Annotated in this window: 16 protein-coding genes; 13 read left to right on the plus strand and 3 right to left on the minus strand. The window is 66.6% G+C overall.

The genetic code is table 11. The annotated features are described in order from the left end of the window. The first annotated feature begins 581 nt into the window (after positions 1–581). The 6 genes from rimP (at position 582) to typA (ending at position 8,737) form a co-directional block, all read left to right on the plus strand. The gene (gene rimP, locus AOZ53_RS04130; RefSeq protein WP_054486912.1) at positions 582–1,085 is read left to right on the plus strand and encodes a ribosome maturation factor RimP; all 504 of its coding nucleotides are present in this window, start codon (positions 582–584) and stop codon (positions 1,083–1,085) included. Beyond that, positions 1,082–2,560, plus strand: a complete 1,479-nt coding sequence (gene nusA / locus AOZ53_RS04135; protein WP_006396231.1) for a transcription termination factor NusA — start codon at positions 1,082–1,084, stop codon at positions 2,558–2,560. The genes rimP and nusA overlap by 4 nt, the downstream gene beginning before the upstream one ends. Before the next feature lie 92 nt (positions 2,561–2,652). Next, positions 2,653–5,703, plus strand: coding sequence for a translation initiation factor IF-2 (gene infB / locus AOZ53_RS04140; RefSeq protein WP_054429437.1), 3,051 nt, complete (start codon positions 2,653–2,655; stop codon positions 5,701–5,703). A gap of 23 nt (positions 5,704–5,726) precedes the next feature. Further along, entirely contained in the window at positions 5,727–6,128 is a 402-nt protein-coding gene (rbfA, locus tag AOZ53_RS04145) for a 30S ribosome-binding factor RbfA (RefSeq protein WP_006388333.1), read from the plus strand. Positions 6,129–6,167: 39 nt separating this feature from the next. Next, complete coding sequence (gene truB / locus AOZ53_RS04150) at positions 6,168–6,917, plus strand: tRNA pseudouridine(55) synthase TruB (protein ID WP_054429436.1); 750 nt, start codon at positions 6,168–6,170, stop codon at positions 6,915–6,917. Further along, positions 6,914–8,737: a translational GTPase TypA gene (gene typA, locus AOZ53_RS04155; RefSeq protein ID WP_054429435.1), complete on the plus strand. Its 1,824-nt coding sequence runs from the start codon at positions 6,914–6,916 to the stop codon at positions 8,735–8,737. The genes truB and typA overlap by 4 nt, the downstream gene beginning before the upstream one ends. 142 nt (positions 8,738–8,879) lie before the next feature. Here typA and AOZ53_RS04160 read toward each other — a convergent pair whose 3' ends face one another. Next, entirely contained in the window at positions 8,880–9,272 is a 393-nt protein-coding gene (locus AOZ53_RS04160) for a tautomerase family protein (protein ID WP_054486914.1), read from the minus strand. A 106-nt stretch (positions 9,273–9,378) separates the two neighbouring features. On the opposite strand from AOZ53_RS04160, the gene AOZ53_RS04165 reads away from it, so the two are divergent. Continuing rightward, positions 9,379–10,239 (plus strand): LysR family transcriptional regulator, encoded by an 861-nt coding sequence (locus AOZ53_RS04165; RefSeq protein ID WP_054429433.1) that lies wholly within the window; start codon positions 9,379–9,381, stop codon positions 10,237–10,239. A gap of 19 nt (positions 10,240–10,258) precedes the next feature. On the opposite strand, the gene AOZ53_RS04170 is transcribed toward AOZ53_RS04165, so the two are convergent. Then, entirely contained in the window at positions 10,259–11,203 is a 945-nt protein-coding gene (locus AOZ53_RS04170; protein ID WP_054429432.1) for a LysR family transcriptional regulator, read from the minus strand. A gap of 127 nt (positions 11,204–11,330) precedes the next feature. Here AOZ53_RS04170 and AOZ53_RS04175 point away from each other — a divergent pair, with 127 nt between their 5' ends. Then, entirely contained in the window at positions 11,331–12,314 is a 984-nt protein-coding gene (locus tag AOZ53_RS04175) for a Bug family tripartite tricarboxylate transporter substrate binding protein (protein WP_054429431.1), read from the plus strand. Between the two features lie 83 nt (positions 12,315–12,397). Further along, positions 12,398–13,822 carry a M20 family metallopeptidase gene (locus AOZ53_RS04180; RefSeq protein ID WP_054486916.1) on the plus strand — a complete coding sequence of 475 codons (1,425 nt, stop codon included), beginning with the start codon at positions 12,398–12,400 and terminating at the stop codon, positions 13,820–13,822. Positions 13,823–13,891: 69 nt separating this feature from the next. Here the strand turns inward: AOZ53_RS04180 and AOZ53_RS04185 are convergent, their stop codons facing one another. Beyond that, positions 13,892–14,518 carry an LOG family protein gene (locus AOZ53_RS04185; RefSeq protein ID WP_054429429.1) on the minus strand — a complete coding sequence of 209 codons (627 nt, stop codon included), beginning with the start codon at positions 14,516–14,518 and terminating at the stop codon, positions 13,892–13,894. A 76-nt stretch (positions 14,519–14,594) separates the two neighbouring features. On the opposite strand from AOZ53_RS04185, the gene polA reads away from it, so the two are divergent. From polA to AOZ53_RS04205, 4 genes are all read left to right on the plus strand, one after another. Further along, on the plus strand, positions 14,595–17,312 hold the full coding sequence (gene polA, locus AOZ53_RS04190) for a DNA polymerase I (RefSeq protein WP_054486918.1): 2,718 nt from the start codon (positions 14,595–14,597) through the stop codon (positions 17,310–17,312). Between the two features lie 153 nt (positions 17,313–17,465). Beyond that, complete coding sequence (locus AOZ53_RS04195) at positions 17,466–18,299, plus strand: ZIP family metal transporter (protein ID WP_054429427.1); 834 nt, start codon at positions 17,466–17,468, stop codon at positions 18,297–18,299. A 116-nt stretch (positions 18,300–18,415) separates the two neighbouring features. Further along, positions 18,416–19,204, plus strand: a complete 789-nt coding sequence (locus AOZ53_RS04200; protein WP_054486920.1) for a dienelactone hydrolase family protein — start codon at positions 18,416–18,418, stop codon at positions 19,202–19,204. A gap of 402 nt (positions 19,205–19,606) precedes the next feature. Then, positions 19,607–20,295: IS110 family transposase (locus tag AOZ53_RS04205; RefSeq protein WP_054486922.1), on the plus strand; the 689-nt coding region annotated here is incomplete at its 3' end.

Here is a 20,295-nt window from a genome sequence, read left to right on the forward strand (position 1 = left end):
GCGGCCCGCAATGCGGGTTCGTCCCGTGGCGACGACTGGCAGCCTCGCGGCGCGTCGGCGCATGAATCGCGCCTGGGCGTGATGGGCGGCCGGGGCGGCCGGGGGCGCTAAACCCGCGCCACAGCGGCGTCCGCGCGGCGCCGCTGGCTGGATCCGTCCCACATAAACGTAAGCCCGTGACGAATCAGGCGTTTTTCCGGTTTATCTGGTAAAATCAATGGTTTTCATGGCTTCGCGTCTGTCGGCCCGCGCCGTTGCTTTGCCGCTCATGCGGCGTTTTTCATGGGTGCGCGGGTTGTACAGGTTGTATGGGCTGACGGGTCGCTGGGTGAGTCGTTGGCCGGTTTCATGGCTGGAATCCATGTGGCCGCAGTGGTTTTGCGGCGCAGGGGGTCCCGGTGAAACGGGTCTGGGCTGACTGCCCTCGCGGAGTTGGCGGGTGCGTCGCAAGGGCGGCGCGAGCCGAAATTTAGGTCGCAATATAGGGCACTGCCCAGCATTGCTCCTTACGTGCAGTAGGGTGGCGGCTGGGCACTGTGCAATACGGTGGGCTGGGCGTGCAGCCCATTTTTTTTGAGTATATGGCTGATTTATTCGCATTGACCGAAGAGGCACTGGCCGGCATGGACGTCGAACTCGTCGACGTCGAACGTGCCGCGCTGGGCCTTTTGCGCGTCACGATCGATCGGGTCGGCGGTGTGCGCATCGAAGACTGCGAGCAAGTGTCCCGCCAATTGTCGCGGGTGTACGAGGTCGAGAACATCGACTACAAGCGGCTGGAAGTCGGTTCGCCGGGCATTGACCGCCCGCTGCGCAACGAGGCCGAGTTCCGCCGTTTCGCAGGCGAACGCATCGAGATCAAGCTGCGCGAGGCATTGGACGGACGCAAGGTCTTTTCCGGCACGTTGACCGTGCCCGAAGGCGCGCCCGCAGCCCCGGACGCCGCGGCTGGGATGCAAAAGACCGTGTTCGGTCTCGAATTTGAGGCAAAAAAGAACGAAGTCCAGGTGTTGAATTTCACGGTCGAGGATATCGAGCGTGCAAAACTGGATCCCGTTCTGGATTTCAAGGGCAAAAAGCGATGAGTCGCGAAATTCTTCTGTTGGTCGATGCCTTGGCGCGTGAAAAGAACGTCACGCGTGATGTCGTGTTCGGGGCGCTGGAAAGCGCGCTGGCCTCGGCCATGAAAAAGCGCTTCAAGGATGATGCGGACATTCGTGTTGCCATCGATCGTGAAACCGGTGACCACGAAGGTTTCCGCCGCTGGCTGGTGGTGCCCGACGAAGCGGGCCTGCAAGAGCCCGACAAGCAGGAAATGCTGTCGGACGCCGTCGAGATCGTGCCCAACATCCAGGTGGGTGAGTACATCGAGGAACCGCTCGAGCCGATCGAGTTCGGCCGTATCGGCGCCCAGGCCGCCAAGCAGGCGATCCTGCAGAAGATCCGTGACGCCGAGCGCGAGCAGGTCCTGAACGACTTCCTCGACCGCGGCGAAACCATCGTGTCCGGCACCATCAAGCGCATGGACAAGGGCGATGCCATCATCGAGACCGGCAAGATCGAAGCGCGCCTGCCGCGCTCCGAAATGATCCCGAAGGAAAACCTCCGGGTCGCCGACCGCGTCCGTGCTTTCGTCCTGCGCGTCGACCATGCGGCCCGCGGCCAGCAGGTGATCCTGTCGCGCACCTCGCCCGAGTTCATCCGCCAGCTGTTCGAGAACGAAGTGCCCGAGATCGAGCAGGGCCTGCTCGAGATCAAGGCGGCGGCGCGTGACGCCGGCGTGCGTGCGAAGATCGCCGTGGTGGCATACGATAAGCGTATTGACCCGATCGGCACCTGCGTCGGCATGCGCGGTTCGCGCGTGACCGCCGTGCGCAACGAACTGGGCGGCGAGCAGGTCGACATCGTGCTGTGGTCGGAAGATCCCGCGCAGTTCGTCATCGGCGCCCTGGCGCCGGCCAATGTCGAGTCCATCGTGGTGGACGAAGACAAGCACGCGATGGACGTGGTGGTCGACGAGGAAAACCTGCCCAAGGCGATCGGCGCCAAGGGTCAGAACGTGCGCCTGGCGTCCGAGCTGACCGGCTGGCAGATCAACATCATGACGCCGGAAGAAAGCCTGAACCGCCAGGAAGTCGAGCGTTCGGGCCTGCGCACCACGTTCATGAACAAGCTGGACGTCGATGAGGAAGTCGCCGACATCCTCATCGACGAAGGTTTCACCGGTATCGAGGAAATCGCCTACGTCCCCATGCAGGAACTGCTGGAGATCGAGGCGTTCGACGAAGACACCATCAACGAGTTGCGCGCCCGTGCCCGCAATGCGCTGCTGACCGAGGCCATCGCCCAGGAAGAGCGCCTTGAGACCGCGCAGGATCTGCTTGAACTTGAAGGCGTGACGCCGGAACTGGCTGCCAAGCTGGCCGAGCGTCAAGTGCATACGCGTGATGATCTGGCCGAACTGGCGACGGACGAGCTGGCGGAAATCGCCGGCCTGACCGAGCAGGAAGCCAGCGACCTCATCATGCGTGCCCGCGCCCATTGGTTCGATGAAGAATAACCAAAAGGACACGGGTCTGCGGCGGATGGCCGTCAAGTCCGCTGCATGTTCACGTTGTTTGTAATAGCTGCATATAGGGAAGAGAGAGCCTAATGTCGAGTAACACCGTCGCCCAGTTCGCTACCGAGCTGAAAATGCCTGCCAATGTGCTGCTGGAACAGCTGCGCTCGGCTGGCGTTGACCTCAAATCGGTGGACGATTCCGTCACCGACAGCGACAAGGCGAAATTGCTCGAATCGCTGCGTCGCGCCCACGGCGCGACCGAAGGCAAGAAGATCACCTTGACGCGCCGCCAGACCTCCGAGATCCGCCAGGCTGATGCCACCGGCCGCTCGCGCACCATCCAGGTCGAGGTCCGCAAGAAGCGCGTGTTCGTCAAGCGTGATCCCTCCGAAATCGCCCTTGAGCAAGCCGCCGCCGCCCGCGCCGAAGAGGAAGCGGGCGCGGAAGAAGCCCAGCAGGTGTCCGCACCGGCCGCGCCCGAAGTGGTCGCGCCGGTCGAACCGCGCGACGCCGCGCCGGTCCAGGCTCCCGCTCCGGCCCCGGTGCAAGAGCCCGTTGCTGTAGAAGCGCCCGCGCCGGTTGAAGCGCCCGCGCCTGTTGAATCCGTCGCGGCCGAAGTGCCCGCCCCCGTCGCGGCTCCCGCCGCCGAAGTCCAGGCCCAGCCTGAACCGGAACCGACGCCGGCGCCCGCTCCTGCCGAGCCCGTGGCCGAAGAGGCCAAGCCCGAAGTCAAGACTGAATCCACCGAGCCCAAGGCTGAAGAAGCCAAGCCGGAACCCGTTGTGCTAGCCAATAAGTCCGAACCATCGTCCTCCCAGGCCGCCGCGCCTGTCGCCCAGGTGCCGCCTGCCGCGAAGTCTGAACCCCTGAAATCCGCCGCCAAGCCGGTCGAGTCCGCTGCGCCCGCCGCCAAGGTCGGCAACCGCATCGACAACCGCCGCGCCGGCCCGCCGCTCGCCGCCTCCGCCACTGGCGCTGGCCGCGACGAGGCCCGCCGTGCCGCCGAGGCCGAAGCCGCCGCGCTGCGCGAGATGCTGAACCGCCCGCGCAAGGTGCTGCGCGCTCCCGAACCGGAAGCGCCCGCCGCCGCGGCCGCCCCGATCTCGGGCACGCTGCACAAGCCGGCCGGCAAGGCCGCCGCCGCGCCTGGCGCCAAGAAGGATGCCAAGCCCGCCGCGCCCGGCACCAAGAAGACCATCAAGACCGCCGAAGTCGCTTCGACCTGGTCGGATGACGCTTCGCGCAAGAAGCCGGCCGACAAGCCGGCGGCGCCGGCCAGCCGTGACGGCTGGCGCGCCGGCGGCAAGGGCGGTGGCAAGAGTGGCGGCCGTGGCGGCCGCAACCAGCAGAACGACCGCCGCAACGAGCCCGCGCCGCAGGAATTCATCGCGCGTGAAGTGCACGTGCCGGAAACCATCAGCGTGGCCGACCTGGCCCACAAGATGTCCGTCAAGGCCGCCGAGGTCATCAAGCAATTGATGAAGCTGGGCCAGATGGTCACCATCAACCAGGTGCTGGACCAGGAAACGGCCATGATCGTGGTCGAGGAACTGGGCCACGTGGCGATCGCCGCCAAGCTCGACGACCCGGAAGCCTTCCTGGACGAAACCGCCAGCGTGTCGGAAGCCGAACAGCTGCCGCGCGCCCCGGTCGTGACCGTGATGGGCCACGTCGACCACGGCAAGACCTCGCTGCTGGACTACATCCGCCGCGCCAAGGTCGCCGCGGGCGAAGCCGGCGGCATTACGCAGCACATCGGCGCCTACCACGTGGAAACCGAGCGTGGCATGGTGACCTTCCTGGATACCCCGGGCCACGAGGCGTTCACCGCCATGCGTGCCCGCGGCGCCAAGGCCACCGACATCGTCATCCTGGTCTGCGCGGCCGACGACGGCGTGATGCCGCAGACGCGCGAAGCCATCCACCATGCCAAGGCCGCGGGCGTGCCGATGGTGGTGGCCATGACCAAGATCGACAAGCCCAGCGCCAACCCCGAGCGCGTCAAGCAGGAACTGGTCGCCGAGGAAGTGGTGCCGGAAGAATACGGCGGCGACGTGCCGTTCGTGCCGGTGTCGGCCAAGACCGGCGAGGGCATCGACGCGCTGCTCGAGAACGTGCTGCTGCAAGCCGAACTGCTGGAACTGAAGGCGCCGGTCGACGCGCCCGCCAAGGGCCTGGTGATCGAAGCCCGCCTGGACAAGGGCCGCGGCCCGGTCGCGACCATCCTGGTCCAGAGCGGCACGCTGAACCGCGGCGACGTGGTGCTGGCTGGCGCCAGCTTCGGCCGCGTCCGCGCCATGCTCGACGAGAACGGCAAGCCGATCCAGGCCGCCGGCCCGTCGATCCCGGTGGAAATCCAGGGCCTGACCGAAGTGCCGGCCGCCGGCGACGAACTGATGGTGCTGTCCGACGAGCGCAAGGCGCGCGAAATCGCGCTGTTCCGCCAGGGCAAGTTCCGCGACGTCAAGCTGGCTCGCCAGCAGGCCGCCAAGCTGGAGTCGATGTTCGACAACCTGGGCGAAGGCACCCAGACCCTGGCGCTGATCGTCAAGACCGACGTCCAGGGTTCGCAGGAAGCGCTGGTGCAGTCGCTGACCAAGCTGTCGACCGACGAAGTGCGCGTGCAAGTGGTGCACGCGGCCGTGGGTGGCATCTCGGAAAGCGACATCAACCTGGCGATCGCCTCGAACGCCGTGGTGATCGGCTTCAACGTCCGCGCCGAAGCCAGCGCCAAGAAGCTGGCCGAGACCAACGGCATCGACGTGCGCTACTACAACATCATCTACGACGCCGTGGACGAGGTGAAGGCAGCCATGTCGGGCATGTTGGCGCCCGAGAAGAAGGAAGAGATCATCGGCCTGGTCGAGATCCGCGAGGTCTACAGCATCTCCCGCATCGGCAACATCGCCGGTTGCATGGTGCTCGACGGCCTGGTGCGTCGCGATTCGCAGGTCCGCCTGCTGCGCAACAACGTGGTCCAGTGGACCGGCCAGCTCGATTCGCTGCGCCGCTTCAAGGACGACGTCAAGGAAGTCAAGTCGGGCTTCGATTGCGGTCTTACGCTGCGCGGCAACAACGACATCCAGGTGGGCGACCAGCTGGAAGTCTTTGAAATCAAGGAAATCGCGCGTACGCTGTAAGGCGTCGCGAGGCATTGTTTCTAATGAGCCGTCACAAGTCCAAAGCCATCCCCGGTCGCAATCTGCGACTGGCCGACCAGATCCAGAAGGATCTGGCCGGGATCATCCAGCGCGAGATCGACACGACCCGCGCTGGCTTGATCACGCTCTCCGGTGTGGAACTGTCGACCGACTACGCGCATGCCAAGGTGTATTTCACGGTCCTGGGCGCCGAGCCCGAGGCCGCGACCGCCTTGCTGAACGAGAAGGCCGGCTGGCTGCACTCCCAGCTGTACAAGCTGCTGCACATTCACACTGTCCCCACTTTGCGCTTCTTCCACGACGAGCAGATTGCCCGTGGTATCGAAATGTCGATCCTCATCGACCGCGCAAACCGGCCCGGCCCGCACTCGGGCGTGCCCGACGAACCTGAAGACCAGTCCTGATCGGGCTGTCGTCACTGCTTTAATTTCCGGATTCCGACGATGGCTAAACGACGCGGGCTTGCGCTCGACGGTGTGCTGTTGCTCGACAAACCCGTAGGTTTGTCGAGCAACCACGCGCTGCAACGCGCCAAGCGTGCCATGGACGCGGCGAAAGCTGGCCATACCGGCACCCTCGACCCCTTCGCCACCGGCCTGCTGGTGTGCTGCATGGGCCGGGCAACCAAGATTTCCGGCGCGATGCTCAACGCCGACAAGGCATATCGCGCTACGCTTCAATTTGGCGAGGAAACCGATTCGGGCGACCTGACCGGCAACGTGGTGTCCACCGCCGCCCCCGGCTTCGTGGTCGAGGAACAGGCCCTGCGCGATGCGCTGTCACGTTTCTCGGGCACGATCGAGCAGATTCCGCCCATGTATTCGGCGCTCAAGCGCGACGGCAAGCCGTTGTACGAATACGCGCGGCAGGGCATCGAGCTGGAACGCCCGCCGCGGCAGATTACGATTTACCGCATCGAGCTGCTGTCCCTGAACGGGACGCAGGCAGAGATCGATGTGGCTTGCAGTAAAGGCACATACATCCGGACGCTGGCCCAGGACATCGGGCGCGCGCTGGGCTGTTACGCCCACCTGGCGGCGCTGCGGCGCACGCACGTCGGGCCATTTTCTCTGGAACGCGCCGTTGCGCTGGATGCCTTGCAGGCGATGCCAGACCCCAAGCAGGCATTGCTTGCACTGAACGAATTGCCGGCGGGCTTGCTGCCCGCCACCACCTTAAAGGACTCGCTATGACTCGCGCCTTGCGCAACGTCGCCATCATCGCCCACGTGGACCACGGTAAAACCACCCTGGTCGACCAGCTGCTGCGCCAATCCGGCACCTTCCGCGAAAACCAGGCGCTGACCGAACGGGTCATGGACTCGAACGACCTGGAAAAAGAACGCGGCATCACGATTCTGGCCAAGAACTGTGCCGTTGAATACGAAGGCACGCACATCAACATCGTCGACACCCCGGGGCACGCGGACTTCGGTGGCGAAGTCGAGCGCGTGCTGTCGATGGTCGACGGCGTGCTGCTGCTGGTCGATGCCGTCGAAGGCCCGATGCCGCAGACCATCTTCGTGACCCGCAAGGCGCTGGCCCTGGGCCTCAAGCCCATCGTGGTGGTCAACAAGGTCGACCGTCCGGGCGCCCGCACCGACTTCGTCATCAACGCCACGTTCGACCTGTTCGACAAGCTGGGCGCGACCGACGAGCAGCTGGACTTCCCGGTGGTGTACGCCTCTGGCCTGTCCGGCTACGCCGGCCTGAGCGCCGACGTGCGCGAAGGCGACATGCGTCCGCTGTTCGAAGCCATCCTGCAGCACGTGCCGCAGCGTGACGACGATCCCAACGGCCCGCTGCAGATGCAAATCATCTCGCTGGACTACAACAGCTACGTCGGCAAGATCGGCGTGGGCCGCATCAACCGCGGCCGCATGCGTCCCGGCATGGAAGTGGCCTACAAGTTCGGTCCCGAGGGCCAGGGCGGCCGCGGCCGCATCAACCAGGTGCTGAAGTTCCACGGCCTGGAGCGCATCGTGGTGGATGAAGCCGAAGCCGGCGACATCGTGCTGATCAACGGTATCGAAGACCTGGGCATCGGCTGCACCGTGACCGACCCGGTGACGCAGGACGTGCTGCCGATGCTGCGCATCGACGAGCCGACGCTGACGATGAACTTCATGGTCAACACCTCGCCGCTGGCCGGCCGTGAAGGCAAGTTCGTCACCAGCCGCCAGCTGCGCGACCGCCTGGACCGCGAACTGAAATCGAACGTGGCGCTGCGCGTGCGCGACACCGGCGACGACACCGTGTTCGAAGTGTCGGGCCGCGGCGAACTGCACCTGACGATTCTGCTGGAAACGATGCGCCGCGAAGGCTACGAGCTGGCCGTGTCGCGTCCGCGCGTGGTGTTCAAGGAAGTCGACGGCGTGAAGTGCGAGCCGTTCGAATCGCTGACCATCGACGTCGAAGACGCCCACCAGGGCGGCGTGATGGAAGAACTGGGCCGCCGCAAGGGCGATCTGCAGGACATGCAGCCGGACGGCCGTGGCCGCACCCGCCTGGAATACCTGATCCCCGCCCGTGGCCTGATCGGCTTCCAGAACGAGTTCCTGACGCTGACGCGCGGCACCGGCCTGATGAGCCACATCTTCCACGAATACGCGCCCATCAAGGAAGGCTCGATCGGCGAGCGCCGCAACGGCGTGCTGATCAGCCAGGACAACGGCGACGCCGTGGCCTACGCGCTGTGGAAGCTGCAGGATCGCGGCCGCATGTTCGTGAACCCGGGCGATGCGCTGTACGAAGGCATGATCATCGGCATCCACAGCCGTGACAACGACCTGGTCGTGAACCCGATCAAGGGCAAGCAGCTGACCAACGTGCGCGCCTCGGGCACCGACGAAGCCGTGCGTCTGGTGCCCCCGATCCAGATGTCGCTGGAATACGCCGTGGAATTCATCGACGACGACGAACTGGTCGAAATCACGCCCAAGTCGATCCGCCTGCGCAAGCGTCACCTGCAGGAAAACGACCGCAAGCGCGCCGCACGCGAATCCGCCGTGTAAGGCGAGGCGGGACGTCTGTCCCGCGCGCCTGGCAATCGGAAAAGCCGCACACCCTTCGGGGTGCGCGGCTTTTTTCATTCATGGCCGGAGGCTTGCCGGCGGCGGGGCGCAGCGGCCGCCGCCCGTGCGCCGGCACGCGGGCTCAGGCATGCTGGTGCCGGTATTCCTGGGTCTTGCCGCCATAGCCATAGGCCGCCGCGCGCGCGTCGATCACGTGCACGTAGGAGCATTCGTGCAGCTCGCCCAGGATCTCGCTGAAGGACGCGTAGATCTCCTGGATGAAGCGCGCCTTCTCGGCCTTGGTGTTGGTCTCGTCGGTGACGCTGATATCCAGGTGGAAGGCGTTCCTGCCCGCTTCCGACAGCGGGCGCGCGCCGATGAACCACTGGTCGTGGGGGATGTGCTGCAGCGTGATGGCGATGACCGGCAGTTTCTTGCCGAGCATGGATTGGGTCAATCCGGCGACCGAATCGACGATGCGGCGGGTGCGGGCGGCGTCGGGCTGGCCGGAAACGTGGATGACGATGTGGGGCATGACAGGCTCCTTGGGTGAGGGGAATGGAGCCAGTGTAGGGACCGCATTGACATCGGAAAAGCGGGAATTTACGATTTCAGTCATCGTATAAGCCGTTGGATAAATCATGTCCGGATTCGATCTCGACCAGCTGCGCACCCTGGTGGCGGTGCTGGACGCCGGGAGCCTGACCGCCGCCGCGCCCAAGGTGTTCCTGTCGCAGTCGTCGGTCAGCGAGCAGATGCGCAAGCTGGAGGAACGGGCCGGCCAGCCGCTGCTGATCCGCGGCAAGGCGGGCGTGATCGCCACCCCCGCCGGCGAGCGCCTGCTGGCCCACGCGCGCGCTATCCTGGCGCTGAGCGACGAGGCCTTTCGCGACCTGCGCGGCGTGGCGCTGCGCGGCGAGCTGCGGCTGTGCATCACCGACTACTTCCGCCCCGGTGACGTGGCGCGGCTGCTGCGGCGGCTGAACGAGCAGTACCCGCAGGTGCGCATGCACGTCACCATCATGAAGAGCGGCACCATCGAAGCCGCCTACGAACGCGGCGAGGTCGATGTCGGCATCTCGATGGTGATCCAGGAGCGCGGCGCGTCGAAAGGGCGGCCGCAGGGGCCGTTGCTGCGGCGCGAGTCATTGCTGTGGATGGCGGCCGAGGGCGCGCTGGCGCCGCCGGAGCCGCTGCCGTTGCTGGCGTTGCCCGAGACCTGCGCGTTGCGCCAATACGCCGAGCGGCTGCTGGCGCGGCGCGCGGTGCCGTACGCGGTGGCGCACGTGGCCTCGGGCGTGGCGGGGTTGCAGCTGGCGATCGCGGCGGGGCTTGGCGTGGCCTGCCTGAACGAGTCGGCGCTGACGCCCGGCATCGGCCGCCTGCAGGCGCCGGGCCTGCCGCCCTTGCCCGATGTCGAGTTCCGCCTGCTGCCGCCGCGACCGGGCGAAGACCCTTTTATCGGTCAGGCGCGCGAGGCGATCGAGCGGGCGCTGCGTTGAGCCGGCCTCGGCGCGGAGGCTAGGGGGCCTGCCGGTCCGGCGCGCGCATCAGCCAGTGCAGGAATTCGCGGCCCGGGCCGGCCTCGCCCACGAGGGCGCCGATGGGCTGGAACGCACCCGGCGACTCGATCCGCAGGCGCTGGAAATGGCCGTGCTGCAGATACCAGCCGGCCAGCGTCAGCGGCACCATGGCCAGCGCCTGCTGCGCCTGCATGACCGCGATCAGCAGCGGCATGGGCGGCGCGGCGCTGGCCAGGCGGCACAGCCGCGGCACCACGCCGGCGCGCTCGAAGAAGGCGGTAAAGACGGCGTGGATCGCCAGTTCGGGCCGCGGCTGTATCCAGAGCTGGGACGTCACCTGGGCCAGGGTGGGCGCGGCGTCGCCGGCCAGCAGGGGATGGCCGGGCGTGGCGACGATGACGGCGGCATCCTGTCGCAGCGGCACGAATTCCAGGCCGGCGGGCACCGCTTCCGGACGCCGGCACAGCAGCAGGTCCAGGTTGCCGGCGGCCGCCAGCGGCAGCAGCTGTTCGCGGCTGCCTTCCTGAAAGTCCACCTGCAGGTCGGGATGGGTCCGCATGTAGGCCGGCAGGCGTTCGGCCAGCAGGCCGCTGCTGGCCGCCGGGATGGCGCCCAGGCGCAGGTTGCCCGAGGCCCCGCCGCGCAGGGCGGCCACCGAGTCGGTCGAGGCGCGCAGCGTGGTGAGCATGCCGCGCGCGCAATCGGCCATCAGTTGTCCGCTGCGGGTGGTGCGCATGCCGCGGGCGTGGCGCTCGAACAGTTCCACGCCCAGCAGGGATTCGATGTCGGCCAGGGCGTGGGTGGCGGCGGGCTGGCTCATGCCGATCTGGGCGGCGGCCTGCTGCAGGCTGCCCAGTTCGGCCACGCCGGCCAGCAGTTGCAGGTGACGCAGGCGGCCCTTGGCCAGCAGGCGGGCAAGCAGGGTAGCGGGGGCGACATCCATGGCGCGGGGGAATGAGCTATTCAAAATGCGAATATATGAGTCCATTAATGTATTTGAAATAAGGATATGCCCTGCCCAGAATGGCGTGACGCCGGCTACCGGTTTCCATTCGAGGATGCGCCGTTCCATGAAGTCCCGTCTGTTGCATGCTGTCGTCTGCGCCGCCCTGGCCGGCGCTTCTTCCGTGGCGCTCGCGCAGGGCGCCTATCCCTCGCAGCCGGTGCGCCTGATCGTGCCGTTCGCGCCCGGCGGTTCCACCGACGTGCTGGCGCGGGCCGTGGCCGATGGCCTGCGCAAGCAGCTGGGCCAGAGCGTGGTGGTGGAAAATCGCGCCGGCGCTGGCGGCCTGATCGGCACCGAGGCGGTGGCGCGCGCCGAACCCGATGGCTACACCCTGGGCATGGCCACGGTCAGCACCATGGCGGTCAATCCGCTGCTGTACGGCACCGCCCGCGTCGATCCGGCGACCCAGTTGAAGCCGGTCGGTTCGGTGGCGAACGTGCCGGTGGTGTGGATGGTCAACCCGGCGTTTCCGGCGACCGACTTCGCCCAGTTCCTGGCCGAACTGCGCGCCCATCCCGGCAAGTATTCCTTCGGTTCGCCGGGCGTCGGTTCGCTTGGCCACCTGAACCTGGCGGCGATGAATGCCGACCTCAAGGTCGAGGTGCTGCACGTGCCGTACCGCGGCATGGGGCCGGCGCTGACCGCCGCGGTGGGCGGCGAGGTGCAGGTGCAGCAGGACCAGTACGCCTCGGCGCAGTCGCTGATCAAGGCGGGCAAGCTGCGCCCGATCGCGGTGGCCGCGCCGACGCGCCTGGCGGGCCTGCCGCAATTGCCGACGCTGGCCGAACTGGGCTATCCGCAGTTGAACGCGCTGGGCCAGACCTGGTTCGGCCTGGTGGCGCCGGCCGGCACGCCCGACGCGGTGGTGGGCAAGCTCAATGACGCGGTGCGGCAAGCCATGGCGGATCCGGCGCTGGTGCAGCGCCTGGCCGGCCTGGGCGCCGAGCCCGACACCGGCACGCCGCAGGCCTTCGGCCAGCGCATCGCGCAGACGCTGGCCGCCAACCGCAAAATCATTGAAACTGCGGCCATCAAGCTTGACGAGTAAGCGTTGCACCGCCGGTGGCGTGTCGTCGCCGGCGCGGGTAGATCCTGTAGAACCAATCCTGTAGAACCGCCACTGGAGACACGATGGGAGCCATCGACAAACTTGCCCCGTTCATCGACGCCCGCAGCGACCGCTATGCGGAACTGAGCGACCGCATCTGGAGCCTGGCCGAGCTGCGCTATGACGAGCACAAATCGGCCGAACTGCACATCGCCATGCTGGAAGAGGCCGGCTTTCGCGTCGCCCGCGACGCGGCCGGCATCCCGACGGCGTTCGTCGCCGAGGCCGGCGCGGGCGGCCCGGTCATCGGCATCCTGGGCGAATACGACGCCCTGTCGGGCCTGAGCCAGGAGAGCGGCGCCTACGCCTGCCAGCCGTCGCCGGAAACGCCCAATGGCAACGGCCATGGCTGCGGCCACCACCTGCTGGGCACGGCCGCGCATTTCGCCGCGGTGGCGGTCAAGGAATTCCTGGAGAGCAACGGCCTGCCGGGCCGCATCCGCTTCTACGGCTGTCCGGCCGAGGAGGGCGGGTCGGGCAAGACCTTCATGGCGCGCGCCGGGCTGTTCGACGACCTGGACGCGGCGCTGACCTGGCATCCGGCTTCGCACACCGGCATCTTCCACCAGTCGTCGCTGGCCAACATCCAGGCCTATTTCCGCTTTCGCGGCGTTGCCGCGCATGCCGCCAATTCGCCGCACCTGGGGCGCAGCGCGCTGGACGCGGTGGAGTTGATGAACGTGGGCGTGAACTATCTGCGCGAGCACATGGTGCCGGACGCGCGGGTGCACTACGCCGTGACCAACAGCGGCGGCATCTCGCCCAACGTGGTGCAGGCCCGCGCCGAGGTGCTGTACCTGGTGCGCGCGCCCATCAATTCGCAGGCCGCCGAGCTGTATGAACGGGTCAAGAACGTGGCCCGCGGCGCGGCGCTGATGACCGATTGCGAGCTGGAGATCGTGTTCGACAAGGCCTGCTCGAACTACATCCCCAACGGCGTGCTCAACCAGGTCATGTACGCCAACATGCAGGCGCTGCAGGGGCCCGCGTACACCGAAGGCGAACAGCAGGCCGCGCGCCGCATGTGGGACGCGATTTCCGCCGATGACATCGACAATGCCGGCAAGAACCTGGGGGCGGTGCTGCGCAATCCGACGCCGCTGTTCAGTGGCGTGGCGCCGTACGAACCGGGCAAGCGCGAGATCAGCTATGGCTCGACCGACGTCGGCGACGTCAGCTGGGTGACGCCCACGGCGCAGTGCTGGGGCGCCTGCTATGCCTACGGCACGCCGTTCCATTCGTGGCAGATGGTGGCGCAGGGCAAGCTGTCGCTGGCGCACAAGGGCATGGTGCACGCGGCCAAGGTCATCGCGGCCACCGCCGCCGATCTGTACGGCCAGCCCGAGGCGCTGGCGCGCGCCAAGGAAGAACTGCTGGAGATGCGCCGCGGCCAGCCCTATGTCTGCCCGATTCCGGCCGACGTGCTGCCGTCGTTCATGCGCAAATAAGCGGGGCGGGACGGCCGCTGGCGGCGGCCGCCTGGAGTGTCCGGCCCGCGCGCGGCGGGCCGGCGCCGGTCAGGCCGGCAGCGACGGCGCGTATTGCGCTTCCGTGCTGGCCTTCTGGTGGAATTCGACCACCTTGCGCACGACCTTGCGCGGATCGTCCTCGATGATGAAAAGATCCAGGTCATGCGCGCCGATCATGCCGTTGCCCAGCACCTGGCCGCCCAGCCATTCGACCAGGCCCGACCAGTACTCGCTGCCCACCAGCACGATGGGCGCGGGCGGGACCTTGCCGGTCTGGATCAGCGTCAACGCTTCGAAGAGCTCGTCCAGGGTGCCGAAGCCGCCCGGCATCGCCACGTAGGCGAAGCTGTGCATGAAAAACGTGGCTTTGCGTGAAAAAAAGTACTCAAACGATAGACTGATGGTTTGATACTCGTTGTTGTGCGCTTCGTGCGGCAGGCTGATGTTCAGCCCGATGCTGGTGCCGCCGGTTTCGAACGCGCCCTTGTTGGCGGCTTCCATGATGCCCGGGCCGCCGCCCGCGATGACCGCAAAACCCGCCTCGGCCAGGGCGGCCGAGATTGCCACGGTGGTTTCGTAGTGGGGGGAGTTGCGGCTGACGCGCGCACTGCCAAAGACACTGACTGCCGGCCCGATGTTCGCCAGCTTTTCGGCCGCCGTCCGTATCTCTGACATAATCAGCGGAATTTGTTTTTCGGCGGGCGTCGCCGCAATTGTTGCCGCAGTTGTTGCCATATCTGCCTTTGTAACCATGAAAAAAACCTTATTGCTGGTCGACGGTTCAAGCTACTTGTACCGCGCTTTTCACGCTATGCCTGATTTGCGCAATGCGCAAGGCGAACCTACGGGTGCGCTGTACGGCGTGGTCAATATGTTGCGCAAGCTTGTATCCGACTATAAGGCAGAGTATGCCGCATGTATTTTCGATGCGCGTGGCAAGACCTTCCGGGACGACCTGTACCCGGAATACAAGTCGCACCGCCCGCCCATGCCGGAAGACCTGGCGGCCCAGATCGAACCCATCCACCGCGCCGTGCGCGCGCTGGGCTGGCCGGTGCTGGCCATCGAGGGCGTCGAGGCCGATGACGTGATCGGCACGCTGGCCTGCCGCGCCGCCGAGCGCGGCGTGCACACGGTGGTGTCCACCGGCGACAAGGACCTGGCGCAACTGGTCAACAGCCACGTCACGCTGGTCAACACCATGAGCGGCGAGGTGCTGGACGAGGCCGGCGTGGTCAACAAGTTCGGCGTGCCGCCGGACCGCATCGTCGACTACCTGATGCTGGTGGGCGATACCGTCGACAACGTGCCGGGCGTGACCAAGGTCGGCCCCAAGACGGCCGCCAAGTGGATCTCGGAATTCGGTTCGATCGATAAGCTGGTCGAGGGCGCCGAGGGCATCAAGGGCGTGGCCGGCAGCAACCTGCGCGAAGCGATCCCCAACTTCCCGCTGACGCGCCAGTTGCTGACGGTCAAGTGCGACTGCGACCTGACCGGTCACGTCGACAGCGTCGACGACCTGACCCCGCGCGGCCGCGACGAGGCCACGCTGACCGAACTGTACGAGCGCTATGGTTTCCGCACCTGGCTGCGCGACCTGACCGGCGACGCCGAGCGCGTGCCCACGGGCGACGCGCGCGTGGCGGTCGAAGCGCCGGCCGCGCCGACGGAACTGGATTACCGCATCATCGACAACTGGCAGGCGTTCGACGCCTGGATGGAGCTGGCTCAGGGCGCCGAGCTGGTGGCGCTGGACACCGAGACCACCTCGCTGGACGAGATGCAGGCCAAGTTGGTGGGCCTGTCGATGGCGGTGGCGCCGGGCGTGGCCTGCTACATCCCGGTGGCGCATCGCGGCCCCGATGGCGCGACCCAGCTGCCCAAGGCCGAGGTGCTGGAGCGCCTGCGCCCGTGGCTGCAGGACGCCTCGCGCGCCAAGCTGCTGCACCACGCCAAGTACGACACCCACGTGTTCGCCAACGAAGGCATCCGCCTGGCGGGCATCGCCGAAGACACCATGCTGCAGGCCTACGTGCTGGAGTCGCATCGCGGCGTCGGCCTGAACGACCTGGCGCAGCGCTACCTGGGCCGCAGCGGCGTCTCGTACGAAGACCTGTGCGGCAAGGGCGCCAAGCAGATCGGCTTCGACGAAGTGGCGGTGGACAAGGCCGGCCACTATGCCGCCGAGGACGCCGACTTCACGCTGCAACTGCACCAGGTGCTGCGGCCGCAGGTGGCGGCCGATGCCGGGCTGGAACGCATCTACCGGCTGGAAATGCAGGTGTCGGCGGTGCTGACCACGATCGAGCGCAACGGCGTCAAGGTCGATGCGGCCGAGCTGGGCCGCCAGAGCCACAAGCTGGGCCAGGAAATGCTGCAGCTGGAACAGAAGGCCTATGAACTGGCCGGGCAGCCCTTCAACCTGAATTCGCCCAAGCAGCTGGGCGAGATCCTGTTCGGCCGGATGGAATTGCCGGTGGTGCGCAAGACCGCCGGCGGCGCGCCGTCGACCGACGAGGAAGTGCTGAGCAAGCTGGCGCAGGACTATCCGCTGCCGCAGGTGCTGCTGGAGTACCGCGGGCTGTCCAAGCTCAAGTCCACCTACACGGACAAGCTGCCGCGCATGATCAACCCCGACACCGGCCGCGTGCACACGCACTATTCGCAGGCCGCGGTGATCACGGGCCGGCTGGCCTCGTCCGATCCCAATCTGCAGAACATTCCCGTGCGCACCGAGGCCGGGCGCCGGGTGCGCGAGGCGTTCATCGCCGAGCAGGGCCTGCTGCTGTCGGCCGACTATTCGCAGATCGAGCTGCGCATCATGGCGCACGTGTCGGATGACGCCAACCTGCAGCGCGCCTTCGCCGCCGGCGAGGACATCCACCGCGCCACCGCTTCGGAAGTGTTCGGCGTGTCGCTGGCGGACGTGTCGTCCGAGCAGCGGCGCGCGGCCAAGGCCATCAACTTCGGCCTGATCTACGGCATGGGCGTGTTCGGCCTGGCGTCGAACCTGGGCATCACGCGCGACGCGGCGCAGGCCTATATCGACCGCTACTTTGCCCGCTATCCCGGCGTGGCGATGTACATGGAGAACACGCGCCGCGTGGCGCGCGAGCAGGGCTACGTCGAGACCGTGTTCGGGCGCCGGCTGCAATTGCCGGAGATCCGCGGCGCATCCGGTCCGCGCCGGCAAGGCGCCGAGCGCGCGGCGATCAACGCGCCGATGCAGGGCACCGCGGCCGACCTCATCAAGATGGCCATGGTGGCGGTGCAGGACTGGCTCGAGGCCGAAAAGCTGCAGACCCGCATGATCATGCAGGTGCACGATGAACTGGTGCTGGAAGCGCCCGACGCGGAGCTGGAAGTGGTCAAGGAAGCCCTGCCGCGGCTGATGTGCAACGTGGCCGAGCTGCGCGTGCCGCTGGTGGCCGAGGTGGGCGTGGGCAAGAACTGGGAACAGGCGCACTGACGCCTGGTCGACGGCGCCCGGAAACGGGCCGCTCGCCGCGAACCTCTTGAATCGGGCCGTCCGGGTCGCACAGCGGTCCGGCTGCCCATTTCCGCTTTTGCGGCTGCAACAATATAATGTTGCGCTTCCCCCTGACCATAATACGTCCCCCAAATGCTGCTGCTCTGGGTCCTGCTTGCCACCGTCACCGGTGGCCTCATCGCCGTCCTTGTCGCCAGCTGGCTGGCCTACAAGGTGTTCGCCCATTACCTGCATCACATGGTCAGCCTGTCCGTGGGGGTGCTGCTGTCGGTGGCGCTGCTGCACCTGCTACCGGAAGCCTTCGAGAGCGGCGTGGCCGACGCGCATGTGCTGTTCGGGCTGATGCTGGCGTCGCTGATCGGCTTTTTCGTGCTGGAGAAGATCGCGCTGCTGCGCCACAGCCATCACCACGAGGGCGACGGGCATCATCATCACCATGGCCATGACCGCCACGAGGCGGGGCGCGGGGGCGTGCTGATCCTGATCGGCAGCTCGCTGCACAATCTGTGCGACGGCGTGCTGGTGGCGGCGGCCTTCCTGACCGATCCGCTGCTGGGCGTGCTGACGGCGGCCTCGATCATCGTGCACGAGGTGCCGCACAAGCTGGGCGACTTCGTCGTGCTGCTCAATGCCGGCCTGGCGCGGCGCCGCGCCTTCGCGCTGATCCTGTTCACCAGCTTGTGTTCAGCCTTGGGCGGCATAATAGGTTACTTCGTGCTGCAGCAGGCCCAGGACTGGGTGCCGTACGTATTGGTGGTTGCCGCCAGCAGCTTCCTCTACATCTCGGTGGCCGACCTGATGCCGCAGATGCACGAACGGGTATCCCTGGCCGATGCGGTGCCGCAACTGCTGCTGGTGGGCGTGGGCGTGGCGCTGATCTACAGCGTGACGACCCTGATGCACCACGGGCATGAGCACGAGGCGGGCGCCGGCGCGGCACGCACGGAGCACGTCCACACACATTGAGGCGTGCGGTCGCGATACCCGGCTTTGTTTCCGATCCTGGCCGGTCCTGTCGCGCTCGCCCCGATGGCGAACCGCGGCGCGCCGGCTCCGCGTTGATCCCTACACAGGAGTTCGCCATGAGTTTTTCCGCCGCCGCCGGCAACGTCGCCCCCACCGTGATCCACACGGATGCCCAGGGGCTGGTTCACGGGGATTTCCAGCTGCCCGTGGCCGATGGATCCATCAGCGCCTATTACGCCGCCCCCGAGGGCAAGCGCGACCTGCCGGTGGTGCTGGTGGTTCAGGAGATCTTCGGGGTGCACGAGCACATCAAGGATGTCTGCCGCCGCGTGGCCAACGCCGGTTATCTGGCCGTGGCCGCGAACCTGTACGAGCGCCAGGGTGACGCGTCGACCTATACCGATATCCCCAAGCTGATCGCCGAGATCGTCAGCAAAGTGTCCGACGAACAAGTGTTCGCCGACCTGGACGCCAGCGTGGCCTGGGCCGCGCAGCATGGCGGCGATCCGAAGCGGGTGGCTGTGACGGGGTTCTGCTGGGGCGGGCGCCTGACGTGGATGTACGCGGCGCACAACCCGGATGTGAAGGTGGGCGTGGCCTGGTACGGCAAGCTGAGCGCGGGCCACGGGCCGTTGATCAAGCGCTATGCGTTCGATGTGGTCAATGAGCTGCATGCGCCGGTGCTGGGGTTGTATGGCGCCAAGGATACGGGGATTCCGGTGTCGGATATCGAGATCATGAAGGGCAAGCTGGCGGCGGGGAACGAGCATGCCCGGCGCTCGGAGTTCGTGGTGTATCCGCAGGCGGATCATGCGTTCATGGCGGATTACCGGATGAGTTATCAGGCGGAGGCGGCCAAGGACGGGTGGGGGCGGATGCTTGAGTGGTTCAAGCGGTACCTTTGAGGGGGGATTTTTCCCCTGGGCGTGATGAAGCCGCTGCGCGTTTGCGTGGCGGTTTTTTTTTGGCGATTGTTGCTTCGTGGGGCGTCCGGTGCTACGTAGGCCGCCCGGCGCGGGTGGCGCGCGGGTGGGCGCGCCTGCGATTGCGGTCCGGAGCGTTCGCTCCGGACTTCCCCGTGCTCAACCTTGTATGGTGTAGATGCGCCTTCCGCAGTGGGAGGGTGCTGGGGTAGGGACGTGCTCAACCATCAGCCGGTAGCACCCGGACTGCCACAACGAGAGCATCCCACCCCGCCTCACAGCGTCGATAAGGAATCTAGCGGCCTAGGACCGCCGATTGATCGCAAGGTAACGCCCGAGGCGAGGCTACCCCAGCGGACTAAACGTATCGCAGGGAGAGCCATCATGCAAATATCTGGCTGCTTTATTGGGGTCGATGTCGGTAAGTTCGAGTTGCAAGTGGCCGGCCACGAGGGCGCAATCGTGTCCGGGATCGTGCCCAACAACCGATCGGGCATCGTCGGTTGGCTCAAGCGTCTGCCGGCCAGCAGCGTGATCGCGATGGAGGCGACGGGGGGTTACCAGGAGTTGTTGGCCCGCCTGGCGCACGAGCGCGGCTTCGTGGTGTACGTCTTGAACCCGACGCACGTGCACCACTACGCGATCTCGCTGGGCAACCGAGGCAAGACCGACCGGCTGGATGCCCAAGTCATTGCCCAGTACATCGCGCAGCGCCACACCAAGTTGCACCGCTACGAGCCGATCTCGCCCGAGCTGCAACAGGTTCGGGCGCTTCAGGCACTGAGGTCAACGGTCGTGCGGGTCGGCACGTCCTTGAGACTGTCGGCGCAGCGCCATGGCTGCGCCAGCAAGCATCAGAAGCAGGCCCTGGCCAGCTTGAGCGCCTGGGCCGAGCAGCTCGAACGCGAGTTGATCGCCAAGATCAAGGCCCAGAGCGAGTGGGCCAAGACGTACGGGCTGTTGACCAGCATCTGCGGCATCGGGCCGATCAATGGGGCCGCCCTGACGGCGTTGTTCAACCGTATCCACTTCGCCAGCAGCGATGCGGCGGTGGCGTTCTGCGGGCTGGATCC

Source organism: Achromobacter sp. 2789STDY5608621 (assembly GCF_001299375.1).
GTDB classification, from domain to species: domain Bacteria; phylum Pseudomonadota; class Gammaproteobacteria; order Burkholderiales; family Burkholderiaceae_B; genus Achromobacter; species Achromobacter insuavis.